Consider the following 23,907-nt stretch of genomic DNA (forward strand, 5'->3'; position numbering starts at 1 on the left):
CTATTATCTAATTTTTGCTGATGCGTATTGAGGTTAAAATGCGTCTGGTTCAGCTCTCCCGGCATTCTATCGCCTTCCCTTCTCCGGAAGGCGCCCTGCGTGAACCTAACGGCCTGCTGGCGCTCGGCGGCGATCTAAGCCCCGCGCGTCTGCTGATGGCCTATCAGCGTGGTATTTTTCCCTGGTTTTCCCCCGGCGACCCGATCCTCTGGTGGTCGCCCGATCCCCGGGCAGTGCTTTGGCCGGAACAGTTCCATCTCAGCCGCAGCATGAAGCGCTTTCATCAGCGCTCCCCCTACCGCGTCACGCTCAATCATGCCTTTGGCGAGGTGATTGAGGGCTGCGCCAGCGATCGTGACGAAGGCACCTGGATAACCAGCAGCATCGTTCGCGCCTATCACCAGCTGCATGAGCTGGGCCATGCCCACTCCATTGAAGTCTGGCAGGAGAATACCCTGGTGGGGGGAATGTACGGCGTGGCGCAGGGGGCATTGTTTTGCGGCGAGTCGATGTTCAGCCGGGCGGAAAATGCCTCTAAAACCGCGCTGCTGGTATTTTGCCAGGACTTTGCGCAGAGCGGCGGTAAATTAATTGACTGTCAGGTGCTGAACAACCACACCGCGTCATTAGGCGCAGTGGATATTCCCCGCCGCGATTATCTGGACTATCTCTCGGTATTACGCGGCTACCGTCTACCCGAGCGATTTTGGGTACCACGGGTGCTATTTCCGGGCGGATAATAAAATGTTTTCAGCACATTTTGCGTCAGGATGGTATAATTGCGCGGTAGAGTAGCTTCTGCCTGTTGCCCCGCCGCCGTTTGGGAATAATAAGAGTCAGATAACGCCCATCGTTCTGTCACTCCCCTTTACGTTTGCGCCTGTCACGCGGCATGGCCGTGTGTGTCCCGGGCAATGCGCCAAAACTACTTCGGCGATTCATACCCGTCATATTTCCATTGCCGGCGTGCTGACTGCGCGCCTTGCGGTAAGGTGAATGATTCAGGGTAGACACGTAAAACTTTACTTACATGATGAACTTCGGCATTATCTTGCCGGTTCAAAACTACGGTAGTGATACCCCAGAGGACTAGATGGCCAAAGAAGACAATATTGAAATGCAGGGCACCGTACTTGAAACGTTGCCTAACACTATGTTCCGCGTAGAACTGGAAAACGGTCACGTGGTAACCGCGCATATCTCCGGTAAAATGCGTAAAAACTACATCCGCATTCTGACGGGCGACAAAGTGACTGTTGAGCTGACCCCGTACGACCTGAGCAAAGGCCGCATTGTCTTCCGTAGTCGCTGATTGTTTTCGCCACTAAGGCGTCAGATGCTGAAGGCCGGGATAATTCCCGGTCTTTTCATTTCTACCGCCAGCCAGCAAAAAAAAACCGGCCAATGGCCGGTTTTTACATGCAAGATATCGCCTTAGTGGGCGGCTTCCGGTTTGTGCTTCGGCGCGCTCTGGAAGTCGTAAGTCAGCGTATTTTTCGCGCTGTCCAGAGAGACCGTCACCTGCCCCCCGTCGACCAGCGAGCCAAACAGCAGCTCGTTCGCCAGCGGTTTTTTCAGGTTGTCCTGAATGACGCGTCCCATCGGACGTGCCCCCATCGCCCGGTCGTAGCCTTTTTCCGCCAGCCAGTCGCGCGCTTCCTGGCTGACTTCCAGGGAGACGCCTTTCTGATCCAGCTGAACCTGCAGCTCGACGATAAACTTGTCGACAACCTGATGGATCACCGTGGTGGAGAGGTGATCGAACCAGATAATGTTGTCGAGACGGTTACGGAACTCCGGCGTAAAGATCTTCTTGATCTCATCCATTGCATCCGGACTGTTGTCCTGCTGGATAAGGCCAATCGATTTACGCTCGGTTTCCCGCACCCCGGCGTTGGTGGTCATCACCAGCACCACGTTGCGGAAGTCCGCTTTACGTCCGTTGTTATCGGTCAGCGTTCCGTTATCCATCACCTGCAGCAGCAGGTTGAACACGTCCGGATGCGCTTTTTCGATCTCATCGAGCAGCAGCACCGCGTGCGGATGTTTAATCACCGCATCGGTCAGCAGCCCGCCCTGGTCGAAGCCGACGTAGCCCGGAGGCGCCCCGATTAAACGGCTGACGGTATGACGTTCCATATATTCGGACATATCAAAACGCAGCAGCTCAATACCCAGCGCCTTCGCCAGCTGCACGGTCACTTCGGTTTTCCCCACCCCGGTCGGCCCGGCGAACAGGAATGAACCCACCGGCTTGTGCTCATGGCCCAGCCCGGCGCGCGCCATTTTGATGGCTTCCGTCAGCGCCTCGATGGCCTTATCCTGACCAAAGACCAGCATTTTCAGTCGATCGCCAAGGTTTTTCAGCGTATCGCGATCGCTGCGGGAGACGCTCTTCTCAGGGATCCGCGCAATGCGCGCCACCACTGACTCGATATCCGCCACATTAACCGTTTTCTTACGCTTGCTGACCGGCATTAAGCGCGCCCGCGCCCCTGCCTCGTCAATCACGTCAATCGCCTTATCCGGCAGATGACGATCGTTAATGTATTTCACCGCCAGCTCAACCGCGGCACGTACCGCCTTGGCGGTATAACGCACATCGTGGTGCGCTTCGTACTTCGGCTTCAGGCCGTTGATAATCTGGACGGTCTCTTCCACCGACGGTTCGGTAATATCAATTTTCTGGAAACGGCGGGCCAGCGCACGATCTTTCTCAAAGATGTTGCTGAACTCCTGGTAAGTGGTGGAGCCAATCACCCGGATCTTGCCGCTGGAAAGCAGCGGTTTGATCAGGTTAGCCGCATCGACCTGACCGCCAGACGCCGCCCCCGCACCGATGATGGTGTGGATCTCATCAATGAACAGGATGCTGTTGGTATCCTGCTCCAGCTGTTTGAGCAACGCTTTAAAGCGTTTTTCAAAATCGCCACGGTATTTCGTCCCGGCCAGCAGAGAACCAATATCGAGCGAGTAGATGGTGCAGTCAGCCATGACTTCCGGCACATCGCCCTGCACAATACGCCAGGCAAGGCCTTCGGCGATGGCGGTTTTACCGACGCCGGATTCCCCCACCAGCAGCGGGTTATTTTTACGCCGACGGCACAGAACCTGAATGGCGCGTTCCAGCTCTTTTTCACGGCCGATCAGGGGATCAATGCCGCCGACGCGAGCAAGCTGATTGAGGTTGGTGGTGAAGTTTTCCATACGTTCCTCCCCGCCGGCTTGCTCTTCATTGCCAGGCTGGCTTCCGCTGTTATCGGAAGACTGGCTCGGCTCGTCTTTGCGTGTACCATGAGAAATGAAGTTCACCACATCGAGTCGGCTCACTTCATGTTTACGCAGCAGGTAGGCGGCCTGCGACTCCTGCTCGCTGAAAATCGCCACCAGCACGTTGGCGCCGGTCACTTCGCTGCGGCCAGAAGATTGCACGTGGAAGACGGCGCGCTGCAGCACACGCTGGAAGCTCAGCGTCGGCTGGGTGTCGCGCTCTTCTTCCGTGGCTGGCAGGACGGGTGTGGTTTGTTCGATGAAGGCTTCAAGTTCCTGACGCAATGCCACCAGGTCCACTGAACACGCTTCCAGGGCCTCACGGGCCGAGGGGTTGCTTAGCAGAGCCAGCAGCAAGTGCTCGACGGTCATAAACTCATGACGGTGCTCGCGCGCTCTGGCGAAAGCCATATTTAAACTGAGTTCCAGTTCTTGATTGAGCATAGGCACCTCCCCCAATTTTCATGCCTGTATTCAGGCTTTTTCCAGCGTACACAGCAATGGATGCTCGTTCTCCCTCGCGTACTGATTCACCATAGCGACTTTGGTCTCCGCCACTTCCGCGGTAAACACGCCACAAATCGCCTTACCTTCATAGTGAACCGTGAGCATCAGTTGCGTTGCACGTTCAACATCATAAGAAAAGAATTTTTGTAACACGTCAATAACAAACTCCATTGGAGTGTAGTCATCATTGACCAATATCACTTTATACATAGATGGCGGTTTAATCGCATCACGAACTTCGTCGTCAACCAGGTGCTCGAAGTCCAGCCAATCTCTCTTACTCATCGTCAGTGTTCATCATCGGTTGCTGTTGCCAACAGGCGGAGGCCTGTCGATGACCAGAGGTTATGCTCATCACAAATCTACAACAGATCATAGATAACTATCATCTATCGCTTCTATCCGCGACGGCTGTCACATTCCCCGGCAATAGCGTTAACTGCTTCAAATTTTGACGCATTTTTCGCCGCTCCCCCTCCTCAATCGCTTGACGCGTTTTCGTATTTCTCTAAATTGTAGTGGCGAGAGTTGGCGAGCAATTGAACAACTCGTCACTCCACCACCGGTTCATTCCATCTTACTAATAAAGATTTACGAAGGATGTCGAAGTATGGAAATGGGTACTGTTAAGTGGTTCAACAATGCCAAAGGGTTCGGTTTTATCTGCCCTGAGGGCGGCGGCGAAGACATTTTCGCCCATTACTCCACCATCCAGATGGATGGTTACAGAACGCTAAAAGCCGGACAAGCCGTTCGGTTTGATGTTCACCAGGGGCCAAAAGGCAACCACGCCAGCGTGATCGTCCCTGTGGAAGCGGAAACGGCTGCATAACTCTTTTGCTTCATTGTGTACATCCTGCTAATAAAATGCCAGTCCTTCTGACTGGCATTTTTATTTCTCATCCCGACTACTCCCGCGCCAGGGCATCCACCGGATCGAGCCGCGCCGCATTGCGCGCCGGCAGCCACCCAAACAGCACCCCGGTTAACGTCGAACAGAGAAACGCTGTCACCAGCGCCAGCGGCGAAAAACCGATCTCCCAGCCGGGGAGAAACAGCTGCAGAATAAACGCAATCATCAGCGACAATGTCACCCCCAGCGCGCCGCCGACCAGGCAAACCAGCACCGCTTCGATGAGAAACTGCTGCAGCACATCGCTGGCCCGGGCGCCAACCGCCATGCGGATGCCTATCTCACGCGTTCGTTCAGTCACCGACACCAGCATAATATTCATCACGCCAATCCCGCCGACCACCAGGGCGATCACCGCCACCAATGTGAGGAACAGCTGTAAGGTATGTGTGGTCCTTTCGGCGGTTTTCAAGATGCTGTCCATATTCCATGTGAATACATCTTTTTTACCATGCCGCAGCTCCAGCAAACGCAGCAGCTGTTTTTCAGCGGTGTCGCTGTCATAGCCTTCATGAACGCGAACGGTGATCGAGTTCAGCCACGACTGGCCCATCACCCTTCCCGCCATGGTGGTGTAGGGCAACCAGACGCGGAGAATTTTACTGCTGCCGAACATCGACTGCTTTTCATCCGCAACGCCAATCACCGTGGCCGGCATATTGCCCACCAGAATCACCTCGCCCACCACTTTTGCTTTATTGGGAAACAGCTGGCGACGGGTATTGCTGTCGAGCACCACCACCTGCGCCCGGCTGTTGAGCTGCAGCTCATTAAAGGTATTGCCCTCGCTAAAGGTCATGCCGTAAACATTAAAGTATTGCGGCCCCACCCCTTCCGCGCTGGCGGCTACGTCAATATTGTTGGCGCGCAGACGCAGGCTTTTTGACACCGCCGGCGTAGCGGAACGCACCCACGGCTGTTTCTGGATCGCCAGCAAGTCGTCATACTTCAGCGCCTGCTGATAGCGCGGGTCGTCATCGCCAAAATCCTTGCCAGGGTAGACGTCAATGGTATTGGTGCCTATCGCGCGAATATCTGCCAGCACCATCTGTTTGGCGGCATCGCCCACCACGACGATCGACACCACCGAGGCAATCCCAATAATAATGCCGAGCATGGTCAGCAGGGTGCGCATTTTATTCGCCGCCATCGCCCGCCAGGCCATGACCAGCGCCTCGCGAAAGCCGCTGGTGAACTGACGCCACGCCGAGGGCTCCTCCTGCTGACGGGCGCGCAGCCCACCGCCCTGGCGGCTGGCGGAGGGGTTGCGGACGATTTCGCCATCGCGGATCTCGACGATCCGCTCCGCCTGAGCGGCGACCTGCGGATCGTGAGTGACAATGATGACCGTGTGCCCCTGCGCTTTCAGCTGGTGCAGGATCGCCATCACCTCTTCGCCGGAATGGCTGTCCAGCGCGCCGGTCGGCTCATCGGCGAGGATCACTTCCCCACCGTTCATCAGGGCGCGGGCGATACTGACCCGCTGCTGTTGGCCGCCGGACAGCTGCGACGGCTGATAGTCGGCGCGATCGCCAAGCCCCAGGCGCGCCAGCAGCTCATGAGCGCGCGCCAGGCGCGCCCGCCGTTCACTGCCGGCATACACCGCCGGCACTTCGACGTTCTGCGCGGCGGTCAAATGCGACAGCAGGTGATAGCGTTGAAAGATAAAACCAAAGTGTTCCCGCCGCAGACGGGCCAGCGCATCGCCATCCAGCTGCGCAATATCGGTTCCCGCCACCCGATAGGTGCCGCTGGTGGGTTTATCAAGGCAGCCAAGGATGTTCATCAGTGTTGATTTACCCGAGCCGGAGGCGCCCACGATCGCCACCATCTCCCCGGCATGGATACTGAGGGTGATCCCCTTGAGGACCTCAACGCTGCCGTCGCCGGAAGGATAGCTGCGACGAATATCACGCAGCTCGAGCAGGGCCGTCATTTTGCCGCCCCGCTCGCGCTCTCGCCGACGATCACCTCATCCCCCTCTTCAAGTCCCTGCACCACCGCGACGTCGGTATCATTGCGCGCGCCAATGACAATCTCACGCTCTTTGACCTCGCCGGTACGCAACAGCCGGACGTGGTAGCGGTTATCACCGACCGCATCGCCCAGGGCGCTCAGCGGGATGGTGATCACGTTCTTTACCTCGGCCAGTTGAATATGCACCTGCGCGGTCATGTCGAGGCGCAGGATCCCCTGCGGGTTCGGGACCTCGAAGCGGGCATAATAGAAGATGGCGTCGTTGACTTTTTCCGGCGTCGGCAGAATGTCCTTCAGCTTGCCTTCATAGCGGGTTAACGGGTCGCCCAGCACGGTAAACCACGCCTTTTGCCCCGGTCTGAGATGGATGACATCCGCTTCGGAGACCTGCGCTTTAACCAGCATGGTGCTGAGGTCCGCCAGGGTCAGAATGTTCGGCGCCTGCTGGGCAGCGATCACCGTCTGTCCCTGCAGGGTGGTAATTTGCGTCACTTCGCCAGCCATCGGCGCCAGGATCCGCGTGTAGTCGAGGTTGGTCTTCGCGGTGTCGAGCGTCGCCTGGTTGCGCTTAATTTGCGCTTCAATGGTGCCGATTTGCGCCTGTTTCACCGCCAGGTCGGTGGCCGCGGTATCGAGGTCCTGTCGCGAGACCAGCTGGCGCTGCGCCAGCTGCTGCTGACGGGCCAGGGTCACCTGCGCCAGCTTACTCTCCGCGCGCGCCTGATTGAGCTGGGCGCGCAGTTCCATCAACGTCGCTTCCACCTCTTTGATCTGGTTTTGCGCCTGCTCAGGATCGATAACCCCCAGCAGTTGGTCCTTTTTGACCTTATCGCCGATATTCACGTGCAGCGTCTTCAGCTGTCCGCTGACCTGGGCGCCGACGTCAACTTTTCGCAAGGCATCCAGCTTGCCGGTAGCCAGCACGCTCTGCTGGAGGTCGCCTTTGCGCACCACCAGTGTCTGGTAGTGCGGCAGCGGCGCGTTGAGGATCCGCCATCCCCAGACAGCCAGACCCAGCACCACGATCGCCAACAGCCACCAGACGGTCCTGCGTTTTCCCTTCAATTTCATATTCCGATTCCTGCTGTTTCCCTGCCGATCCAGGCGGTGATTCTATCGAAACCCGTTGGCAACAGAACATCCATTTTTCGCGCCAATGACGTTTTGTTTAGCTGCCGGAGAGCTTTGCGCCGCCGAGCCCCTCGACGGCGAAGAGATTAATCGGCGCGACCGCGGGCCAGCCACAGTACCCGCGAGAACATTTTTTTCAGCAGCGTCGGCACTGCGTCCACCCCACGGCGGCCGGCTTCCATTGCCACCTCAATCGCCAGGTCCGGCTTGGATGAACGATGAATGGCCTTGGTGATCACCCGCCGCATATTCATGGGCACATTATCCGGGATCTGCGCCACCCGGTGGTAAACGTCATCAAATCCCTGACGATACATAAAGTGTTCCATATCCAGCGCCGGCAGAGTGGTCAGATGGTCGCGCTCCAGCTCGCGATCGTTATTCAGCAGGCCGCGTACGGTCGCGGCATATTTTTTCCCTGCCTCATCGCCGTCCACCAGCACGTGCCACTGGATCCCCATCCGGCGGGCGAATTTGATCAACGGCTTCAGGCCCGACTGGGCGAATTCAATGACTTTCACCCCTTCAGCATCAAAATGATGGCCGCACTGGCGGGCCAGTTCGTTGATAACCCAGGTTTCCGTCTCCCCCTCTACCAGCAGCCAACAGCGGGCGAAGAGCGATGAGGCGCGATTGAAGCGGATATGAAAGGCAATGCGCCGACTCTCTTCGGCATTCATTCCGCCGGGCCCCAACCGCCATGCCGACACCCGCGCCGATTCACGCACCAGCCGGCACACATGCTCGACGGGCGTTAGCGACAGCAGCTCGCCGGAGTTCGTCGTCGTCACCCGCTGCAGCGGCAGCAAATTGAGCAAATGCCAGGCCACCGACAGCATAATAGGATGCAGCCGGGTTTCCGGGTCCTCAATCAACAAGAGCGGCCGCGCATCGCGATCGAGGCGCACCGTCCCTTTCGCCTGCAGCAGGGTGGCGAACAGCCCCAGCAGGATCACCCGATGGCTGCGCCCGCCGGGCTTGTCGATCATCCGGTTGATAATATCCAGATAACGCCAGCTACGCTGTTCATCATGGGAACGCCGCCGCATCAGGCGATGTCGCGTCTGGGCGCTGCTTTGCTCGGCAAAATAATGCTCCAGCAGCTGCACCATGGCCGACAACCCCTCGCGGATCTGACCGTCGGATAAATTTTGCGGGTGGCTGACCAGTTCGCGGGACAGAAAATCCAGCTGGCGGGCGGTGATCTCTATCTGCGGCGAGTGCGGTACCGTTCCGTTATGAATGCGCCGCATAAAGCGCGCGTCGCGCAGACGCAGCACCGGCATCAAACGCACCAGGTGTCTGGCCAGCTCATCGATATCCTCCAGCGCCAGCGCTTCGCCTTCGCCATCGATAAAACTGCGCAGGGTCATCACGCTGTCATCATCGGCGAGTTCGCCTTCCAGGCGGTAGAACACCCGGTGATACCCGTCATCACAGGGCACCCAACAGCGCTGAAGCGGACGGAAACGCCGCACCCGATGGCGTCCCGGCTCCGTTTCGCGGAAGGTCAGAATAATATGCAAATGGTGCTCGCGCCCCTGGATGTCGCCCGCGGGGAACCAAAAGTCATCGCGAACAAAGTGATAAAGATCGAACTCTGGCGACAAAAGCAGGGTCAGCGCATCAAGCAGACTGGACTTCCCCCACGCGTTTTCCCCGATCAGGACGTTATTTTGCTCAAGCATCAACGACAGACGATTGATACCGCGAAAACCGACGATTTCTACGCGCTCAAGAAGCATATCCCCTCCGCTACACCACCACTCTCCTTCAGTAATCAACAGTATAGCGAGGGCGGCGGCAAGATGACACTCCGCTTAGTCACCTCGCGCATCCTATTCAGGAGGTTAAATATATTCATAAAATTACACACTTACCGCCTATTAACCGCTGTTGATTATTCATCAAACAAAATAGTTTTATTTCAGACGTTATGTTCTACACTATTGATAATCTTGGATGGATATAGGAATAGTTAAACTGGCAAACGCAATCCCTTCACCTTGCCCTAAATCAAATAATATCAATATATTTAACTGGCTCTGGGATGACGATTATCTCTAGAATAACTCCGCTTTATTTTTATCGTCGTCCCTTATCACGATAAATAAAGAACGGCACGGTCCGCTCGTGCGCGTATACATTTAAATTGAGGTGGTTATGTTCAGAAAATTAGCAGCCGAATGCTTCGGCACCTTCTAGCTTGTATTTGGCGGCTGCGGTAGCGCCGTCCTTGCCGCAGCATTTCCCGAGCTGGGTATCGGTTTTGCCGGCGTGGCGCTGGCATTTGGTTTAACCGTATTAACCATGGCGTATGCGGTTGGCCATATTTCCGGCGGTCATTTCAACCCGGCGGTGACCTTAGGCCTGTGGGCCGGCGGTCGTTTCCCGGCGAAAGAGGTCATTGGCTATATTATCGCCCAGGTGGTCGGCGGAATTATTGCCGCCGCGGTGCTGTACGTAGTGGCCAGCGGTAAAGCCGGCTTTGATGCCGCCGCCAGCGGTTTTGCCTCCAACGGCTATGGCGAACACTCCCCGGGCGGCTTCTCTATGCTGTCGGCTATCGTTATTGAAATCGTACTGACCTGCGGCTTCCTGCTGGTTATCCATGGCGCTACCGACAAACACGCGCCTGCGGGCTTCGCGCCGATCGCTATCGGCCTGGCGCTGACCCTCATCCATTTGATCAGCATTCCGGTCACCAACACCTCGGTCAACCCGGCGCGCAGCACCGCGGTGGCGATTTTCCAGGGCGGTTGGGCGCTGCAGCAGCTGTGGCTGTTCTGGGTCATGCCGATCGTCGGCGGGATCCTCGGCGGCGTGCTGTACCGCACTCTGCTGGAAAAACGCGATTAATCTTTTCTAAAGCCCGGGTCCCCGGGCTTTTTCTTTCTGGCGACAGCTTTACTCGGCCCGGCTATTTGGATAGTGTCATGAGCGCTATTCTCATCATGCAAGGGTTGCATCGTTCATGTTCTCGGGACTGTTCATCATTCTGTTGCCGCTGGTCGTCGGCTATTTACTGCCTCTTCGTCGCTCCTCCGCGTTAAAACTGATTAACCGGATGCTGAGCTGGATTGTCTATGTGATCCTCTTTTTTATGGGTATCAGCCTGGCGTTTCTCGACAATCTGGCCAGCAATCTGCTGGCGATATTGCATTACGCCGCGGTGAGCGTGGTCATCATTTTACTGTGTAATATTACCGCTCTGCTGTGGCTGGAAAGAAAAATGCCCTGGCGCAGTCTGCATCGTCAGGAGAAATTACCCTCGCGCCTGGCCATGGCCCTGGAATCACTCCAGCTGTGCGGTGTGGTGGTGCTCGGTTTCTTGCTTGGCCTGACCGGCCTGTCTTTTTTACAACACGCCACCGAAGCCAGCGAATATACGCTGATCTTTCTCCTGTTCCTCGTCGGTATTCAATTACGCAATAATGGAATGAGTCTGCGACAAATAGTCCTCAACCGGCGGGGAATGATCGTCGCCGTGGTGGTCACGGCCAGTTCATTACTCGGCGGCATCCTCAACGCCTTTATTCTGGATTTGCCGCTAAAGACCGGTCTGGCGATGGCCAGCGGCTTCGGCTGGTATTCACTCTCCGGTATTTTACTGACCGAATCCTTTGGCCCGGTGATCGGCAGCGCGGCGTTCTTTAACGACCTGTGCCGCGAGCTGCTGGCCATCATGTTAATTCCGGGCCTGATTCGCCGTAGCCGCTCCACGGCGCTGGGGCTGTGCGGCGCCACCTCCATGGACTTCACCTTACCGGTGCTGCAGCGTTCCGGCGGCGTGGAGATCGTCCCTGCCGCCATCGTGCACGGTTTTCTGCTGAGCCTGCTGGTCCCGATCCTGATCGCCTTTTTTGCCGCCTGAGCAGGCGCTGGCGGCAGACTTCCTGCCGCCAATTTTGCGCTAAATCAATCTCCCTTTAAGTTGTATCAGAAATACCTTTTCTCCTCACGCGCTCGGGCATAACCTTAAACATGTATATCAAATATAACTTTAAAGGTGTGACCATGTTTTGTGTGCAATGTGAACAAACCATTCGTACCCCGGCCGGCAACGGCTGCTCATACGCGCAGGGGATGTGCGGTAAAACAGCGGAAACCTCCGATCTACAGGATCTGCTGATTGCGTCACTGCAAGGCCTCTCCGCCTGGGCGCTCAAGGCCCGCGAATATGGCATTATCGACCACGACGTCGATAGCTTTGCGCCGCGCGCTTTTTTCTCTACGCTGACTAACGTTAACTTCGACTCCCCGCGTATCGTTGGCTATGCGCGCCAGGCTATCGCCATGCGTGAAGCGCTTAAAGCGCAGTGCCTGAACATTGATGCCCACGCGACGGTTAACAATCCGATGGCCGCTCTGCAACTGGCTAGCGACGATCTGGGCGACCTGCAGCGTCAGGCGGCGGAATTTACCCCGAACAAAGACAAAGCGGCCATCGGCGACAACATTCTCGGCCTGCGCCTGCTGTGCCTGTACGGCCTGAAAGGCGCTGCGGCTTATATGGAGCACGCGCACGTTCTCGGCCAGTACGACAACGACATCTACGCCCAGTACCATAAAATCATGGCATGGCTGGGTACCTGGCCTGCCGATATGAACGCGCTGCTGGAGTGCTCAATGGAGATCGGCCAGATGAACTTCAAAGTCATGAGCATTCTGGACGCCGGTGAGACCAGCAAATACGGTCATCCGACCCCAACCCAGGTCAACGTTAAAGCGACCGAGGGCAAGTGCATCCTGATCTCCGGCCATGACCTGAAAGATCTCTATAACCTGCTGGAGCAGACCGAAGGCACCGGCGTTAACGTCTATACCCACGGGGAAATGCTGCCGGCGCACGGCTATCCGGAGCTGCGTAAATTCAAACACCTGATTGGGAACTACGGCAGCGGCTGGCAGAACCAGCAGGTGGAGTTCGCCCGCTTCCCGGGCCCCATCGTCATGACCTCTAACTGCATCATCGACCCCACCGTCGGCGCCTACGACGATCGTATCTGGACCCGCAGCATCGTCGGCTGGCCGGGCGTGAACCACCTGGAAGGTGAAGACTTCGCGCCGGTTATCGCCCAGGCGCAGCAGATGGCTGGCTTCCCGTACAGCGAGATCCCGCATCTGATCACCGTCGGCTTTGGCCGTCAGACCCTGCTCGGCGCGGCGGACACACTGATCGATCTGGTCAGCCGGGAAAAACTGCGTCACATTTTCCTCGTCGGCGGCTGCGATGGCGCCCGCGGGGAACGTAACTATTTCACCGATTTTGCCACCAGCGTACCGGACGACTGCCTGATCCTGACCCTGGCCTGCGGTAAATACCGCTTCAATAAACTCGATTTCGGCGATATTGAAGGCCTGCCGCGTCTGGTCGATGCCGGGCAGTGCAACGATGCCTACTCGGCGATTATTCTGGCGGTGACCCTGGCGGAAAAACTGGGCTGCGGCGTCAACGATCTGCCGCTGTCACTGGTGCTCTCCTGGTTCGAGCAGAAAGCGATCGTCATCCTGCTGACGCTGCTGTCTCTCGGCGTGAAAAACATTGTCACCGGCCCGACGGCGCCTGGCTTCTTCACTCCGGATCTGCTGGCTATCCTCAATGAGAAGTTTGGTCTGCGTTCCGTGACCACCGTGGAACAAGATATGCAGCAGCTGCTGAGCGCGTAAGGAGTCCCTGATGACCATGCCAACCTCACAATGCCCGTGGCGAATGCAGGTGCATCACATCCATCAGGAAACGCCGGATGTGTGGACCGTTTCATTGCTCTGCCATGACTATTATCCGTACCGTGCCGGGCAGTACGCCCTGGTCAGCGTGCGTCATTCGGCAGAGACCCTGCGCGCTTACACTATTTCGTCCACGCCGGGCGTCAGCGAATATATTACGTTGACCGTTCGCCGTATTGACGATGGCGCGGGCTCACAGTGGCTCACCCGCGACGTAAAGCGCGGCGACTATATCTGGCTGTCCGACGCGATGGGGGATTTCACCTGCGAGGATAAGGCGGATGATAAGTTCCTGCTGCTGGCCGCTGGCTGCGGCGTCACGCCGATCATGTCGATGCGCCGCTGGCTGGCGAAGTACCGTCCGCAGGCCGACGTGCAGGTGATCTATAGCGTTCGTTCGCCGGAGGATGTGATCTTTGCCGAAGAGTGGCGCAACTATCCGGTTACCCTGGTGGCGGAGCACCACGCGACGCACGGTTTTGTCGCCGGCCGTCTGACCCCGGAACTACTGCAGAGCGTACCGGATATCGCCAGCCGCACCGTGATGACCTGCGGGCCAGCGCCGTATATGGAGAAAGTTGAACAGGACGTTGCCGCCCTGGGTGTTACCCGCTTCTTTAAGGAGAAGTTCTTCACCCCGGTGGCGGAGGCCGCCACCGGGGTGAAATTCACCAAACTGCAGCCGGCGCGAGAATTTTACGCGCCGGTGGGCACCACCCTGCTCGATGCGCTGGAGAGCAATCAGGTGCCGGTGACCGTCGCCTGCCGCGCCGGCGTCTGCGGCTGCTGCAAAACCAGAGTCGTTTCCGGGGAGTATAGCGTCACCAGCACCATGACGCTGACCGACGGCGAAATCGCCGACGGCTATGTGCTGGCCTGCTCCTGTCACCCGCTGGGCGATCTGGTTCTGGCCTGACCTTAAAAGGCCGGATGATGCTATGCTTATCCGGCCTCTGTTTCTGCTTTACGTCGTACGCAGTTGTTCCGCCTTTCGGCGCATGGCTATCGCCAGGCCGACTGACCGGCCAGCGAGTAACGCCCGGCGCCCAAAAGCGCAATCGCCAGCGCGCCAACAAAGAAATAGACCAGATTCTCAATCGCCCACGCGCCCACCGCATCAAGCGCAAACGTCTTGCCGAGACCGACCATCAGCCACGCCACTACCATGGTGAAAGCCAACACCAGCGCCGCTGGGCGCGTCAGGATGCCGACAATCAACAAACAGGGGGCAACCACTTCCCCCACCAGCACACCGTAGGCGATAAACCCCGGCAACCCCTTCGCCACCAGCATCCCGCTAATGCTGTCCACGCCATCCAGCAGCTTGTGCAAACCGTGAAACAGCATTAACCCGCCGACGGCGAGTCGTAACAAGAGTTTACCGGCATCTTCATGCGACAGCGTTCTGTTTACTGTGTTTAACAATCCATTAACCATTTGATGTGCTTCCTGTTTTACACCCCGTGAGACCCCAGAGTATGCCCAATACTTCAGCAATAAAACCAGCGAAAAATTGAGGGAAATCGGCAACGTACGCTGCAGTTTCATCTAAGCTTGAAGGCGTTATCAAAAAAAGGAGATGGAGATCATGAAACAAACCGTGGCCGCATACATTGCCAAAACGCTGGAACAGGCCGGCGTGAAACGTATCTGGGGCGTCACCGGCGATTCCCTCAATGGATTGAGCGATAGCCTGAACCGCATGGGCACCATCGACTGGATGGCCACCCGGCACGAAGAGGTCGCCGCTTTCGCCGCCGGCGCGGAGGCGCAACTGACCGGCGAACTGGCGGTCTGCGCCGGTTCCTGCGGACCGGGTAACCTGCACCTGATCAACGGTCTGTTTGACTGTCACCGCAACCATGTCCCGGTGCTGGCCATTGCCGCCCACATCCCTTCCAGCGAGATTGGCAGCGGCTATTTCCAGGAGACCCATCCCCAGGAGCTGTTCCGCGAATGCAGCCACTACTGCGAGCTGGTCTCCACCCCGGAGCAGATCCCGCAGGTGCTGGCGGTGGCGATGCGTAAGGCGGTGATTAACCGCGGCGTTTCGGTGGTGGTTCTGCCCGGCGACGTGGCGCTGAAAGCCGCCCCGGAGAGCGCCAGCAGCCACTGGTACCATGCGCCGTTGCCGACGGTCTCCCCGGCCGACGAGGAGCTGCGCAAGCTGGCGCAGCTTATCCGCTACTCCAGCAATATCGCGCTCATGTGCGGTAGCGGCTGCGCCGGCGCCCACCAGGAGCTGGTGGAGTTCGCAGCAAAAATTAAAGCCCCCATCGTCCATGCGCTGCGCGGTAAAGAGCATGTGGAGTATGACAACCCGTATGATGTGGGCATGACCGGGCTGATTGGCTTCTCTTCTGGCTTCCACACCATGATGAATGCCGACACCCTGATCCTGCTCGGCACCCAGTTCCCCTATCGCGCCTTCTATCCGACCGACGCCAAAATTATTCAGATCGACATTAACCCCGGCAGCATCGGCGCGCACAGTAAGGTTGATATGGCGCTGGTGGGCGACATCAAATCAACGTTAAAGGCGCTGCTGCCGCTGCTGGAAGAGAAAACCGATCGCCGCTTCCTCGATAAGGCGCTGGAGCACTATCGCGACGCGCGAAAAGGACTCGACGATCTGGCGAAGCCCAGCGAGAAGGCGATCCACCCGCAATATCTGGCGCAGCAGATCAGCCATTTTGCCGATGAAGACGCCATTTTCACCTGCGATGTCGGCACCCCGACCGTCTGGGCGGCACGCTATCTCAAGATGAACGGCAAACGCCGCCTGCTGGGTTCATTCAACCACGGCTCCATGGCCAACGCCATGCCGCAGGCCATTGGCGCCAAGGCCACCGCGCCGGAGCGTCAGGTGGTGGCCATGTGCGGCGACGGCGGGTTTAGCATGCTGATGGGGGATTTTCTGTCGCTGGCGCAGATGAAGCTGCCGGTGAAAATTATCATCTTTAACAACAGCGTGCTGGGTTTCGTGGCGATGGAGATGAAGGCCGGGGGCTATCTCACCGACGGCACAGAGCTGCACGACACCAACTTCGCCCGCATCGCGGAAGCCTGCGGTATTAAAGGTATTCGCGTTGAGAAAGCCGCCGAGGTGGATGAAGCGCTGCAGACCGCCTTCCGCACCGACGGTCCGGTGCTGGTCGACGTCGTGGTCGCCAAAGAGGAGCTGGCGATCCCGCCGCAGATCAAGCTGGAGCAGGCGAAAGGCTTTAGCCTGTATATGCTGCGGGCGATCATCAGCGGGCGCGGCGATGAAGTCATCGAACTGGCGAAAACCAACTGGCTCAGGTAAAACAGAAGCAATACTCTGAACCAGAACAAGGAAAAGCCGTGATCGATCTGCGCAGTGATACCGTTACCCGTCCCGGGCGCGCCATGTTGGAAGCCATGATGGCCGCCCCGGTCGGGGACGATGTGTATGGCGACGACCCTACCGTCAATGAACTTCAGCGCTACGCCGCCGACCTGGCCGGCAAAGAGGCGGCGCTGTATCTGCCCACCGGCACCCAGGCCAACCTCGTCGGCCTGCTCAGCCACTGCCAGCGCGGCGAAGAGTATATCGTCGGCCAGGGGGCGCATAACTATCTGTACGAAGCCGGCGGGGCGGCGGTTCTCGGCAGTATTCAGCCGCAGCCGATTGACGCCGCGGCGGACGGCTCGCTGCCGCTGGATAAAGTCGCAGCGAAAATCAAACCTGACGATATCCATTTTGCCCCGACCCGCCTGCTGAGCCTGGAAAACACCCATAACGGTAAGGTGCTGCCGCGCGACTATCTCCAGGAAGCCTGGGCGTTTACCCGCCAGCGCGATCTGGCGCTGCACGTCGACGGCGCGCGCATCTTTAACGCCGTGGTCGCCTACGGCTGTGAGCTGCGCGATATCGCCCAGTACTGCGACTCCTTCACCATCTGCCTGTCAAAGGGGCTTGGCGCCCCGGTTGGCTCGCTGCTGGTCGGCAGTGAAGCGTATATTCGCCGCGCCGTTCGCTGGCGGAAAATGGTCGGCGGCGGGATGCGCCAGGCGGGCATTCTGGCCGCCGCCGGGCTGTACGCGCTGAAAAATAACGTGCAGCGCCTGCAGGAGGATCATGATAACGCCGCGTGGATGGCGGATCAGCTGCGCGCCATCGGCGCCGACGTCACCCGTCACGATACCAACATGCTGTTCGTTCGCGTCGGTGATGAACAGGCCCGGGCGCTCGGCGAGTTTATGCAGGCGCGCGGCGTGCTGATCAACGCCTCGCCCATCGTCCGTCTGGTCACTCACCTGGATGTCAATCGTCAGCAGTTGAGCGAAGTGGTCGCCCACTGGCAGGCTTTTTTACAACGCTAAGGAGTCAGGCGTGTCGCAATCGGTTTTGGTGCTCGGCGCCAGCGGCTATATTGGTCAGCATTTAGTCCGCGAATTAAGCGCACGGGGTTATCCGGTGCTGGCGGCGGCGCGCCATACCGACCGACTGCAAAAACTCGCTTTGCCCGGCGTCACCTGCCGGTCAGTCGATCTCAATCAGCCGCAGGCTCTGCCTGCGCTGCTCACAGGTATCGATACCCTTTACTATCTGGTACACGGCATGGGCGAAGGCGGCGATTTTATCGCCCATGAGCGTCGGGTGGCGACGCATGTTCGCGATGCCCTGCGCCAGACGCCGGTGCGTCAGATTATCTTTCTCAGCTCGCTGCAGGCTCCAGCGCAGGAGCAGTCCGACCATCTGCGCGCTCGTCAGGTCACCGGCGATCTCCTGCGCGAGTCGGGCGTGCCGGTAACCGAGCTGCGGGCCGGAATTATCGTCGGCGCCGGCTCCGCCGCCTTCGAGGTGATGCGCGACATGGTCTATAACCTGCCGGTGCTGACCCCCCCGCGCTGGGTGCGTTCGCGTACCACCCCTGTCGCGCTGGAAAACCTGCTCGTTGACCTCGTTGAGCTACTGAATCACCCTTCCGACGCGCACCGCGTCTTCGAAGCCGCCGGTCCGGAGGTGTTAAGCTATCAGCAGCAGTTCATTCGCTTTATGGCCGTCAGCGGCAAACACCGCCCGCTCATTCCGATTCCCCTGCCGACGCGCTGGATCTCGGTGTGGTTCCTCAATGTCATCACCTCGGTGCCGCCGACCATCGCCAAAGCGCTAATTCAGGGGTTGAAGCACGATCTGATCGCCGATGACCGGACGCTGCGGACGCTGATCCCGCAAACGCTGATCCCCTTCGATCAGGCGGTTCGCCGCACCCTGAAAGAAGAAGAGCAGCTGGTAAACTCCAGCGACTGGGGCTACGACGCCCAGGCTTTCGCCCGCTGGCGACCGGAGTATGGCTATTATCCGAAACAGGCAGGCTGCACCATCACCACTCAGGCGAGCCGCAAAGCCCTGTGGCAGGTCGTTAACCAAATCGGCGGTAAAGAGGGATATTTTTTCGGCAATCTGCTGTGGAAAACCCGCGGCGCGATGGATCTGCTGGTCGGCCACCGGCTGGCCAAAGGGCGACCGCAGCGCGACTATCTGCAGACCGGCGATACGGTCGACAGCTGGAAGGTGATTATCGTGGAGGAAGAAAAACAGCTCACTCTGCTGTTCGGCATGAAAGCGCCGGGACTGGGCCGGTTAAGCTTTACCATTAACGATAAAGGCGATCGTCGTGAACTGGACGTCCGCGCCTGGTGGCACCCGCACGGTATGCCGGGCCTGGTCTACTGGCTGCTGATGATCCCGGCGCACCTGTTTATTTTCCGCGGTATGGCGCAACGCATCGCCCGGTTGGCCGAACAAATCTCAGGCAGAGTCGAAGGATAAGCATTATTCTTTCATGATTCTCATTGCATAGTCGGGAGAATCACGGAAAAATGCGCACGAAATTCTTTTCTGGGACAGTAGAGTAATATGAAGGTACTGGTTACCGGTGCGACCAGCGGATTAGGCCGCAACGCAGTGGAATATCTGCGCAACAAGGGCATCAGCGTGCGAGCGACCGGGCGCAACGAAGCGATGGGTAAGCTTCTGAGCAAAATGGGGGCGGAATTCATCCCGGCAGATTTAACCGAGCTGGTCTCTTCGCAGGCTAAAGTGATGCTCGCCGGTATCGATACCCTGTGGCACTGCTCAAGTTTCACCTCGCCCTGGGGCACGCAACAGGCTTTCGATCTCGCTAACGTCCGCGCCACCCGCCGCCTCGGCGAATGGTCGGTAGCATGGGGCGTACGCAATTTCGTCCATATCTCTTCGCCCTCGCTCTATTTTGATTATCACCACCATCGCGATATTCAGGAAGATTTCCGCCCGCACCGCTTCGCCAATGAGTTTGCCCGCAGCAAGGCGGCCAGCGAAGAGGTGATCAACCTGCTGGCGCAGGCCAACCCACACACCCGTTTTACCATTTTGCGCCCGCAGAGCCTGTTCGGGCCGCACGATAAAGTCTTTATTCCCCGGCTGGCGCAAATGATGCAGCACTACGGCAGCGTCCTGTTGCCGCGGGGCGGCAGCGCGCTGGTCGATATGACCTATTATGAAAATGCCGTCCACGCGATGTGGCTGGCGAGCCAGCCTGCCTGCGATCATCTTCCCTCCGCCCGCGCGTGGAATATCAGCAATGGCGAACCGCGCACCCTGCGCAGCATCGTGCAGAAACTGATCGATGAGCTGGGCATCAAATGCCGGATCCGTTCAGTTCCCTACCCGATGCTGGATATTATCGCCCGCAGCATGGAGCGTTTTGGCGATAAAACGGCCAAAGAGCCGGCCTTTACCCACTACGGCGTCTCTAAACTTAATTTTGATTTTACGCTCGATATCACGCGCGCGCAGGATGAGCTGGGCTATCAGCCGGTGGTGACGCTGGACGACGGGATTGTGCGTACCGCCGCCTGGTTACGCGACCACGGTAAACTTCACCGCTAACCCTGGCCATATTTCTCTAACAGCGCCTCGGCTATCGCTTCGGTTTGCGCATCCGCTACGCCATCCCAGCGCTGGGGGCGGAAGTGCATCTGGAAGGCGATAATTACCCGTTTCTTCTGCGCGGGAGTCATCTCCGGCGTGACCTGATAGCCGTAGCGCGCCAGCAAATCCAGCACCTCCTCAGGGTCCACTGGCTCACTGGGCGGCCGCCCGTTCAGATAAAAAGCCACCCGCTGCTCGTCCGGCCAGGCGCCAATCCCCTGCTGCGCCAGCTGTTGCCAGGGGAACAACGGCCCCGGATCGTCTTTGCGCTGCGGGGCGATATCGGCATGGGCCACCACGTTCTGCGGCGCGATGTGGTAGCGGGTGATAATATCGCGCGCCAGCGGGATCAGGGCCGCGATCTGTTCCGGGTGAAAGGGGGTAAAGCTTTTACCTCCCGCGGTCTTCTGCCAGCCGCGGTTTTCCAGTTCAATACCGATGGAAGTATCGTTGATGCGCGTGCTGCCGCGCCAGTAGCTTACACCGGCGTGCCAGGCCAGATCCTCTTCCGGCACCAGCTGCCAGATCCGCGGTTTATTATGGTGGCGCGGCGGCTGTTCAGGAATTAAATAGTGGGAGCTGACCTCTTTATCGGTCAGGGTCGCCAGAGAAGTATCAAAGTTGTCTGCCGTATAGTGGATCACCAGCACTTTTATTCGCGGATAGGCCGCCTGCGCCGGATGGCGGATGTCCAGCTGGTATCCATCGCGATCGATAATCCCTTTTTCGCCGGCACAGCCGCTTAGCAGTAACGCCAGCAGCGCGATCAGCGCAATCCGTGTCATTCTTTCATCCTTGCCCGGCAGCGTCTCCGGGTTAATAAGACCATCGATTTCGTCCTTTATTTTTCGCCTGGTACAGCGCGCTGTCCGCCCGGGCGATCAGCGTCTCCATCGGAACCGTGCCGTCGGAGGCGACGACCCCCATACTGACGGTCACCACCGAGGCCACCGCCGAAGCCTCATGGGGGATCGCCGCCTCGCTAATTTTCTGCTGAATGCGCTCGGCAATGGAGGTGGCTCGCGCTAAGGAAACCCCCGGCAGCGCGATGACAAACTCTTCGCCGCCGTAGCGGGCGACCAGATCGCCCTCTGCCCGTACCGCCATTTTAAGCACCTGGGCGACAGTCGATAAGCAATCGTCGCCAGCCTGATGGCCATAGTGGTCGTTGTAACGCTTAAAGTAATCGACGTCGATCATCATCAGCGCCAACGGCGTTTTTTGCTGCCAAATCTCCGCCAGATAGGCATTCAGCGCCCGGCGATTCGCGGTCCCGGTTAATGCATCCTGGTTGGCAATACTTTCCAGCCGCTGAATAAGCCGCATATTTTCCTGATGCGTCTTCCAGGCCTCATCATACCAGCGCTTAAGAATACGCCTGCCATAGAGTAAAATCGCCGTAAAAATGCCCCACAGGATCAAAAAGCGGACCTCAGTGTGAGGGTGGTTCTGTATACCCGCCAGCAAGGCGGTTCCCCATAGCGGAAGCATAAAAGCGATAATGCCGGGCCAATGGTGATACAGCGCGGCGAGGCCGGTGGTCATTAATATCACCAGCAGCGGCCAGGCGAAGGGCAGTGTCCAGAAAAAGATAAAACAGTAATTACTCAGGGACCAGCACAGGCTGAGTGCCAGCTGCAGGCCGGTGATAATACTCAACGTATAGCGCCCCTGCGCCAGGCGCGGCGTGACGGCAATAATGGCTAAAATTACCGAAATAATAATAACCGCGATCAGCGCGACTTCGACATAAGGAATAACCGCCTGGTGCGTTAACAGCTTCTTATCAAAATGAGTAAAGATAAAATTGCGGAAGAAAACCATTAACGCAAAAGCGATATTGACAAAGGCCAGCCAGGGCATACTCATGGATAGCGCATGGCGCTGGACATTATCTCTGGTGGCCCACAGCTCGGTTCGCAGCTGGCGGACGCCCTCTTGCTTATTTGTTAACATCTTATCTCCCTGGTGACCTGCATGACCATGGGCGCAGACCCTGCTTTGCTTTATGATAAACCATGTTTCCGGGAATGTCTGTCAACGCTGCCCCCCTTTCTGCCCCGGCGCCTTAAGCTGATTTTCTGCTAACGTCAGATGAAAAGGGTCTGGTCCTCTCCCTATGTGTATCCGGCAAAAAAAAGCAAGCATTATCAATGCAAAATACGTCATCTTTTCTTTAAAAAAGAGTTAACTAACCGTCATAAAATTGCAGTATTCCACTTGAAAAAAAAATGGTGTTAGTACAATCTGAAACCGCTCATTGGTGAGATAAAACAAGAGCATGATGATAGCAAGATAAACAATGGAGTCTAAAAATATGAAATATGCAGCTTTAGTGGCAGGTGCAGCATTGTTTTTAACGGCGAACGCCTTCTCTGCAGAAATTTTAACGAAAGAAGCCTTCGATAAGGTCCATACGCAATATACTAAAATCGGTACCATTTCTTCTACCGGTCAGACTGCACCCAGCGATGCCCGTGAAGAACTGATTAAAAAGGCCGATGAGAAAGGCGCAGACGTTATCGTGCTCTCTTCCGGTAATACCGATAAAAAACTGCACATCTCCGCTAACATCTATAAGAAGAAGTAATTAATCTTATATTTCAAGAAACATTATCATATTGCCCGGGTAATGTTTCTTGTTTGCCCAAAAAGTCTGTTTATTTTTAAACGGCCCCCAGATTTTCCTGCCTTAATATCATACAGCGATCTTCCCTGTCGATGTCCTGCCCTAAGGCCGTAGTCACATCAAGGTCTTAGCTCTTTGCGTCAAGTACAATCCGCACGCTATACGCTATGCTTTAACGGAAACTGAAAACGTAGTTCGCTTATAAGGAAATCATCATGCGCTACAAACTTCTTGCAGCACTTCTCCCTTGCGCGCTGGCGCTCAGCGCCTGTACGACCGTCACCCCGGCCTATAAAGATAATGGCACCCGCAGCGGCCCCTGTGTCGAAGGCGGCCCTGACGACGTAGCGCAAAAATTCTACGACACCCAGCTCCAGAACCGTACGCAGGATCCGGCGGCGCTGCGCCCCTATCTCAGCGACGGCCTGGCGAAGTTACTCAATGACGCCCGTCAGGATCCGGCCAACAGCAAACTGCTGCAGGCTAACCTGTTCTCGAGCAGCAGCACCCCGGCGGACAGCGCCGTCGTCGCCAGCGCCTCAACCATCCCTAATCGCGATGCGCGCAACATTCCGCTGCGCGTGGAGCTAAAGCAGGGAACCCAGAGCTGGAAAGACGAAGTGCTGATGATCCAGGAAGGCCAGTGCTGGGCCGTCGATGACGTTCGCTATCTCGGCAACAACAGCCACGCGCCGGCCGGGACGTTGCGACAGAGTCTGGAGAAACGTTAGTTCCGGAGTTGAAGCGACGTCGCTGAAACGATAACCCCGGTAAAATGTCGGTATTCGCCCCGAGAATGCCGACATT

Annotated in this window: 20 protein-coding genes and 1 pseudogene; 13 read left to right on the forward strand and 8 right to left on the reverse strand. The window is 57.4% G+C overall.

Translation table 11 applies throughout. From position 1 onward, the window contains the following. Positions 1 to 38 precede the first annotated feature (38 nt). Complete coding sequence (gene aat, locus LGM20_RS16945) at positions 39 to 740, forward strand: leucyl/phenylalanyl-tRNA--protein transferase (RefSeq protein ID WP_023289006.1); 702 nt, start codon at positions 39 to 41, stop codon at positions 738 to 740. 353 nt (positions 741 to 1,093) lie between these two features. Then, entirely contained in the window at positions 1,094 to 1,312 is a 219-nt protein-coding gene (infA, locus tag LGM20_RS16950) for a translation initiation factor IF-1 (protein WP_001040187.1), read from the forward strand. A gap of 122 nt (positions 1,313 to 1,434) precedes the next feature. Here infA and clpA read toward each other — a convergent pair whose 3' ends face one another. Both clpA and clpS read right to left on the reverse strand, forming a co-directional pair. Next, entirely contained in the window at positions 1,435 to 3,714 is a 2,280-nt protein-coding gene (clpA, locus tag LGM20_RS16955) for an ATP-dependent Clp protease ATP-binding subunit ClpA (protein ID WP_004201360.1), read from the reverse strand. A gap of 30 nt (positions 3,715 to 3,744) precedes the next feature. Beyond that, a complete protein-coding gene (gene clpS, locus LGM20_RS16960) occupies positions 3,745 to 4,062 on the reverse strand; it encodes an ATP-dependent Clp protease adapter ClpS (protein WP_002896520.1) in 318 nt (105 codons plus the stop codon). Positions 4,063 to 4,387: 325 nt separating this feature from the next. Here clpS and cspD point away from each other — a divergent pair, with 325 nt between their 5' ends. Beyond that, entirely contained in the window at positions 4,388 to 4,609 is a 222-nt protein-coding gene (gene cspD, locus LGM20_RS16965) for a cold shock-like protein CspD (RefSeq protein ID WP_002896516.1), read from the forward strand. A 76-nt stretch (positions 4,610 to 4,685) separates the two neighbouring features. On the opposite strand, the gene macB is transcribed toward cspD, so the two are convergent. From macB to LGM20_RS16980, 3 genes are all read right to left on the reverse strand, one after another. Next, the gene (gene macB / locus LGM20_RS16970; RefSeq protein ID WP_044521907.1) at positions 4,686 to 6,626 is read right to left on the reverse strand and encodes a macrolide ABC transporter ATP-binding protein/permease MacB; all 1,941 of its coding nucleotides are present in this window, start codon (positions 6,624 to 6,626) and stop codon (positions 4,686 to 4,688) included. Next, positions 6,623 to 7,738 carry a macrolide transporter subunit MacA gene (gene macA / locus LGM20_RS16975; RefSeq protein ID WP_023289004.1) on the reverse strand — a complete coding sequence of 372 codons (1,116 nt, stop codon included), beginning with the start codon at positions 7,736 to 7,738 and terminating at the stop codon, positions 6,623 to 6,625. Before macA ends, macB begins: the two co-directional genes overlap by 4 nt. 146 nt (positions 7,739 to 7,884) lie before the next feature. Beyond that, positions 7,885 to 9,543, reverse strand: coding sequence for an ATP-dependent endonuclease (locus tag LGM20_RS16980; protein ID WP_044521905.1), 1,659 nt, complete (start codon positions 9,541 to 9,543; stop codon positions 7,885 to 7,887). 418 nt (positions 9,544 to 9,961) lie between these two features. Here LGM20_RS16980 and aqpZ point away from each other — a divergent pair. The 4 genes and pseudogenes from aqpZ (at position 9,962) to hcr (ending at position 14,444) form a co-directional block, all read left to right on the forward strand. Further along, positions 9,962 to 10,657, forward strand: a pseudogene (gene aqpZ / locus LGM20_RS16985) (aquaporin Z). Between the two features lie 115 nt (positions 10,658 to 10,772). Beyond that, positions 10,773 to 11,672 carry a LysO family transporter gene (locus tag LGM20_RS16990; protein ID WP_044521904.1) on the forward strand — a complete coding sequence of 300 codons (900 nt, stop codon included), beginning with the start codon at positions 10,773 to 10,775 and terminating at the stop codon, positions 11,670 to 11,672. Between the two features lie 143 nt (positions 11,673 to 11,815). Further along, positions 11,816 to 13,468, forward strand: coding sequence for a hydroxylamine reductase (hcp, locus tag LGM20_RS16995; RefSeq protein WP_023289000.1), 1,653 nt, complete (start codon positions 11,816 to 11,818; stop codon positions 13,466 to 13,468). Positions 13,469 to 13,478: 10 nt separating this feature from the next. Then, entirely contained in the window at positions 13,479 to 14,444 is a 966-nt protein-coding gene (hcr, locus tag LGM20_RS17000; RefSeq protein WP_044521900.1) for an NADH oxidoreductase, read from the forward strand. Positions 14,445 to 14,530: 86 nt separating this feature from the next. On the opposite strand, the gene LGM20_RS17005 is transcribed toward hcr, so the two are convergent. Next, the gene (locus LGM20_RS17005) at positions 14,531 to 14,965 is read right to left on the reverse strand and encodes a DoxX family protein (RefSeq protein WP_044521899.1); all 435 of its coding nucleotides are present in this window, start codon (positions 14,963 to 14,965) and stop codon (positions 14,531 to 14,533) included. Positions 14,966 to 15,116: 151 nt separating this feature from the next. On the opposite strand from LGM20_RS17005, the gene poxB reads away from it, so the two are divergent. The 4 genes from poxB to LGM20_RS17025 all read left to right on the forward strand — a co-directional run bounded on the left by poxB (position 15,117) and on the right by LGM20_RS17025 (position 20,429). After that, positions 15,117 to 16,835: a ubiquinone-dependent pyruvate dehydrogenase gene (poxB, locus tag LGM20_RS17010; RefSeq protein WP_023288997.1), complete on the forward strand. Its 1,719-nt coding sequence runs from the start codon at positions 15,117 to 15,119 to the stop codon at positions 16,833 to 16,835. A 38-nt stretch (positions 16,836 to 16,873) separates the two neighbouring features. Beyond that, positions 16,874 to 17,875: a low-specificity L-threonine aldolase gene (gene ltaE, locus LGM20_RS17015; RefSeq protein WP_044521896.1), complete on the forward strand. Its 1,002-nt coding sequence runs from the start codon at positions 16,874 to 16,876 to the stop codon at positions 17,873 to 17,875. A gap of 10 nt (positions 17,876 to 17,885) precedes the next feature. After that, a complete protein-coding gene (locus LGM20_RS17020) occupies positions 17,886 to 19,328 on the forward strand; it encodes an SDR family oxidoreductase (protein ID WP_044521895.1) in 1,443 nt (480 codons plus the stop codon). An 87-nt stretch (positions 19,329 to 19,415) separates the two neighbouring features. Beyond that, a complete protein-coding gene (locus LGM20_RS17025; protein ID WP_002896399.1) occupies positions 19,416 to 20,429 on the forward strand; it encodes an NAD-dependent epimerase/dehydratase family protein in 1,014 nt (337 codons plus the stop codon). On the opposite strand, the gene LGM20_RS17030 is transcribed toward LGM20_RS17025, so the two are convergent. After that, on the reverse strand, positions 20,426 to 21,256 hold the full coding sequence (locus tag LGM20_RS17030; RefSeq protein WP_044521894.1) for an N-acetylmuramoyl-L-alanine amidase: 831 nt from the start codon (positions 21,254 to 21,256) through the stop codon (positions 20,426 to 20,428). The two genes, LGM20_RS17025 and LGM20_RS17030, sit on opposite strands and share 4 nt — an antisense overlap. Positions 21,257 to 21,287: 31 nt before the next feature. Then, positions 21,288 to 22,427, reverse strand: coding sequence for a GGDEF domain-containing protein (locus tag LGM20_RS17035; RefSeq protein ID WP_044521893.1), 1,140 nt, complete (start codon positions 22,425 to 22,427; stop codon positions 21,288 to 21,290). 361 nt (positions 22,428 to 22,788) lie between these two features. Here LGM20_RS17035 and yahO point away from each other — a divergent pair, with 361 nt between their 5' ends. Next, positions 22,789 to 23,061 carry a DUF1471 family periplasmic protein YahO gene (yahO, locus tag LGM20_RS17040; protein WP_023288992.1) on the forward strand — a complete coding sequence of 91 codons (273 nt, stop codon included), beginning with the start codon at positions 22,789 to 22,791 and terminating at the stop codon, positions 23,059 to 23,061. Positions 23,062 to 23,315: 254 nt separating this feature from the next. After that, complete coding sequence (locus LGM20_RS17045) at positions 23,316 to 23,831, forward strand: lipoprotein (protein WP_023288991.1); 516 nt, start codon at positions 23,316 to 23,318, stop codon at positions 23,829 to 23,831. Positions 23,832 to 23,907: the final 76 nt, after the last annotated feature.

Source organism: Klebsiella quasipneumoniae subsp. quasipneumoniae, from assembly GCF_020525925.1.
Lineage (GTDB): Bacteria > Pseudomonadota > Gammaproteobacteria > Enterobacterales > Enterobacteriaceae > Klebsiella > Klebsiella quasipneumoniae.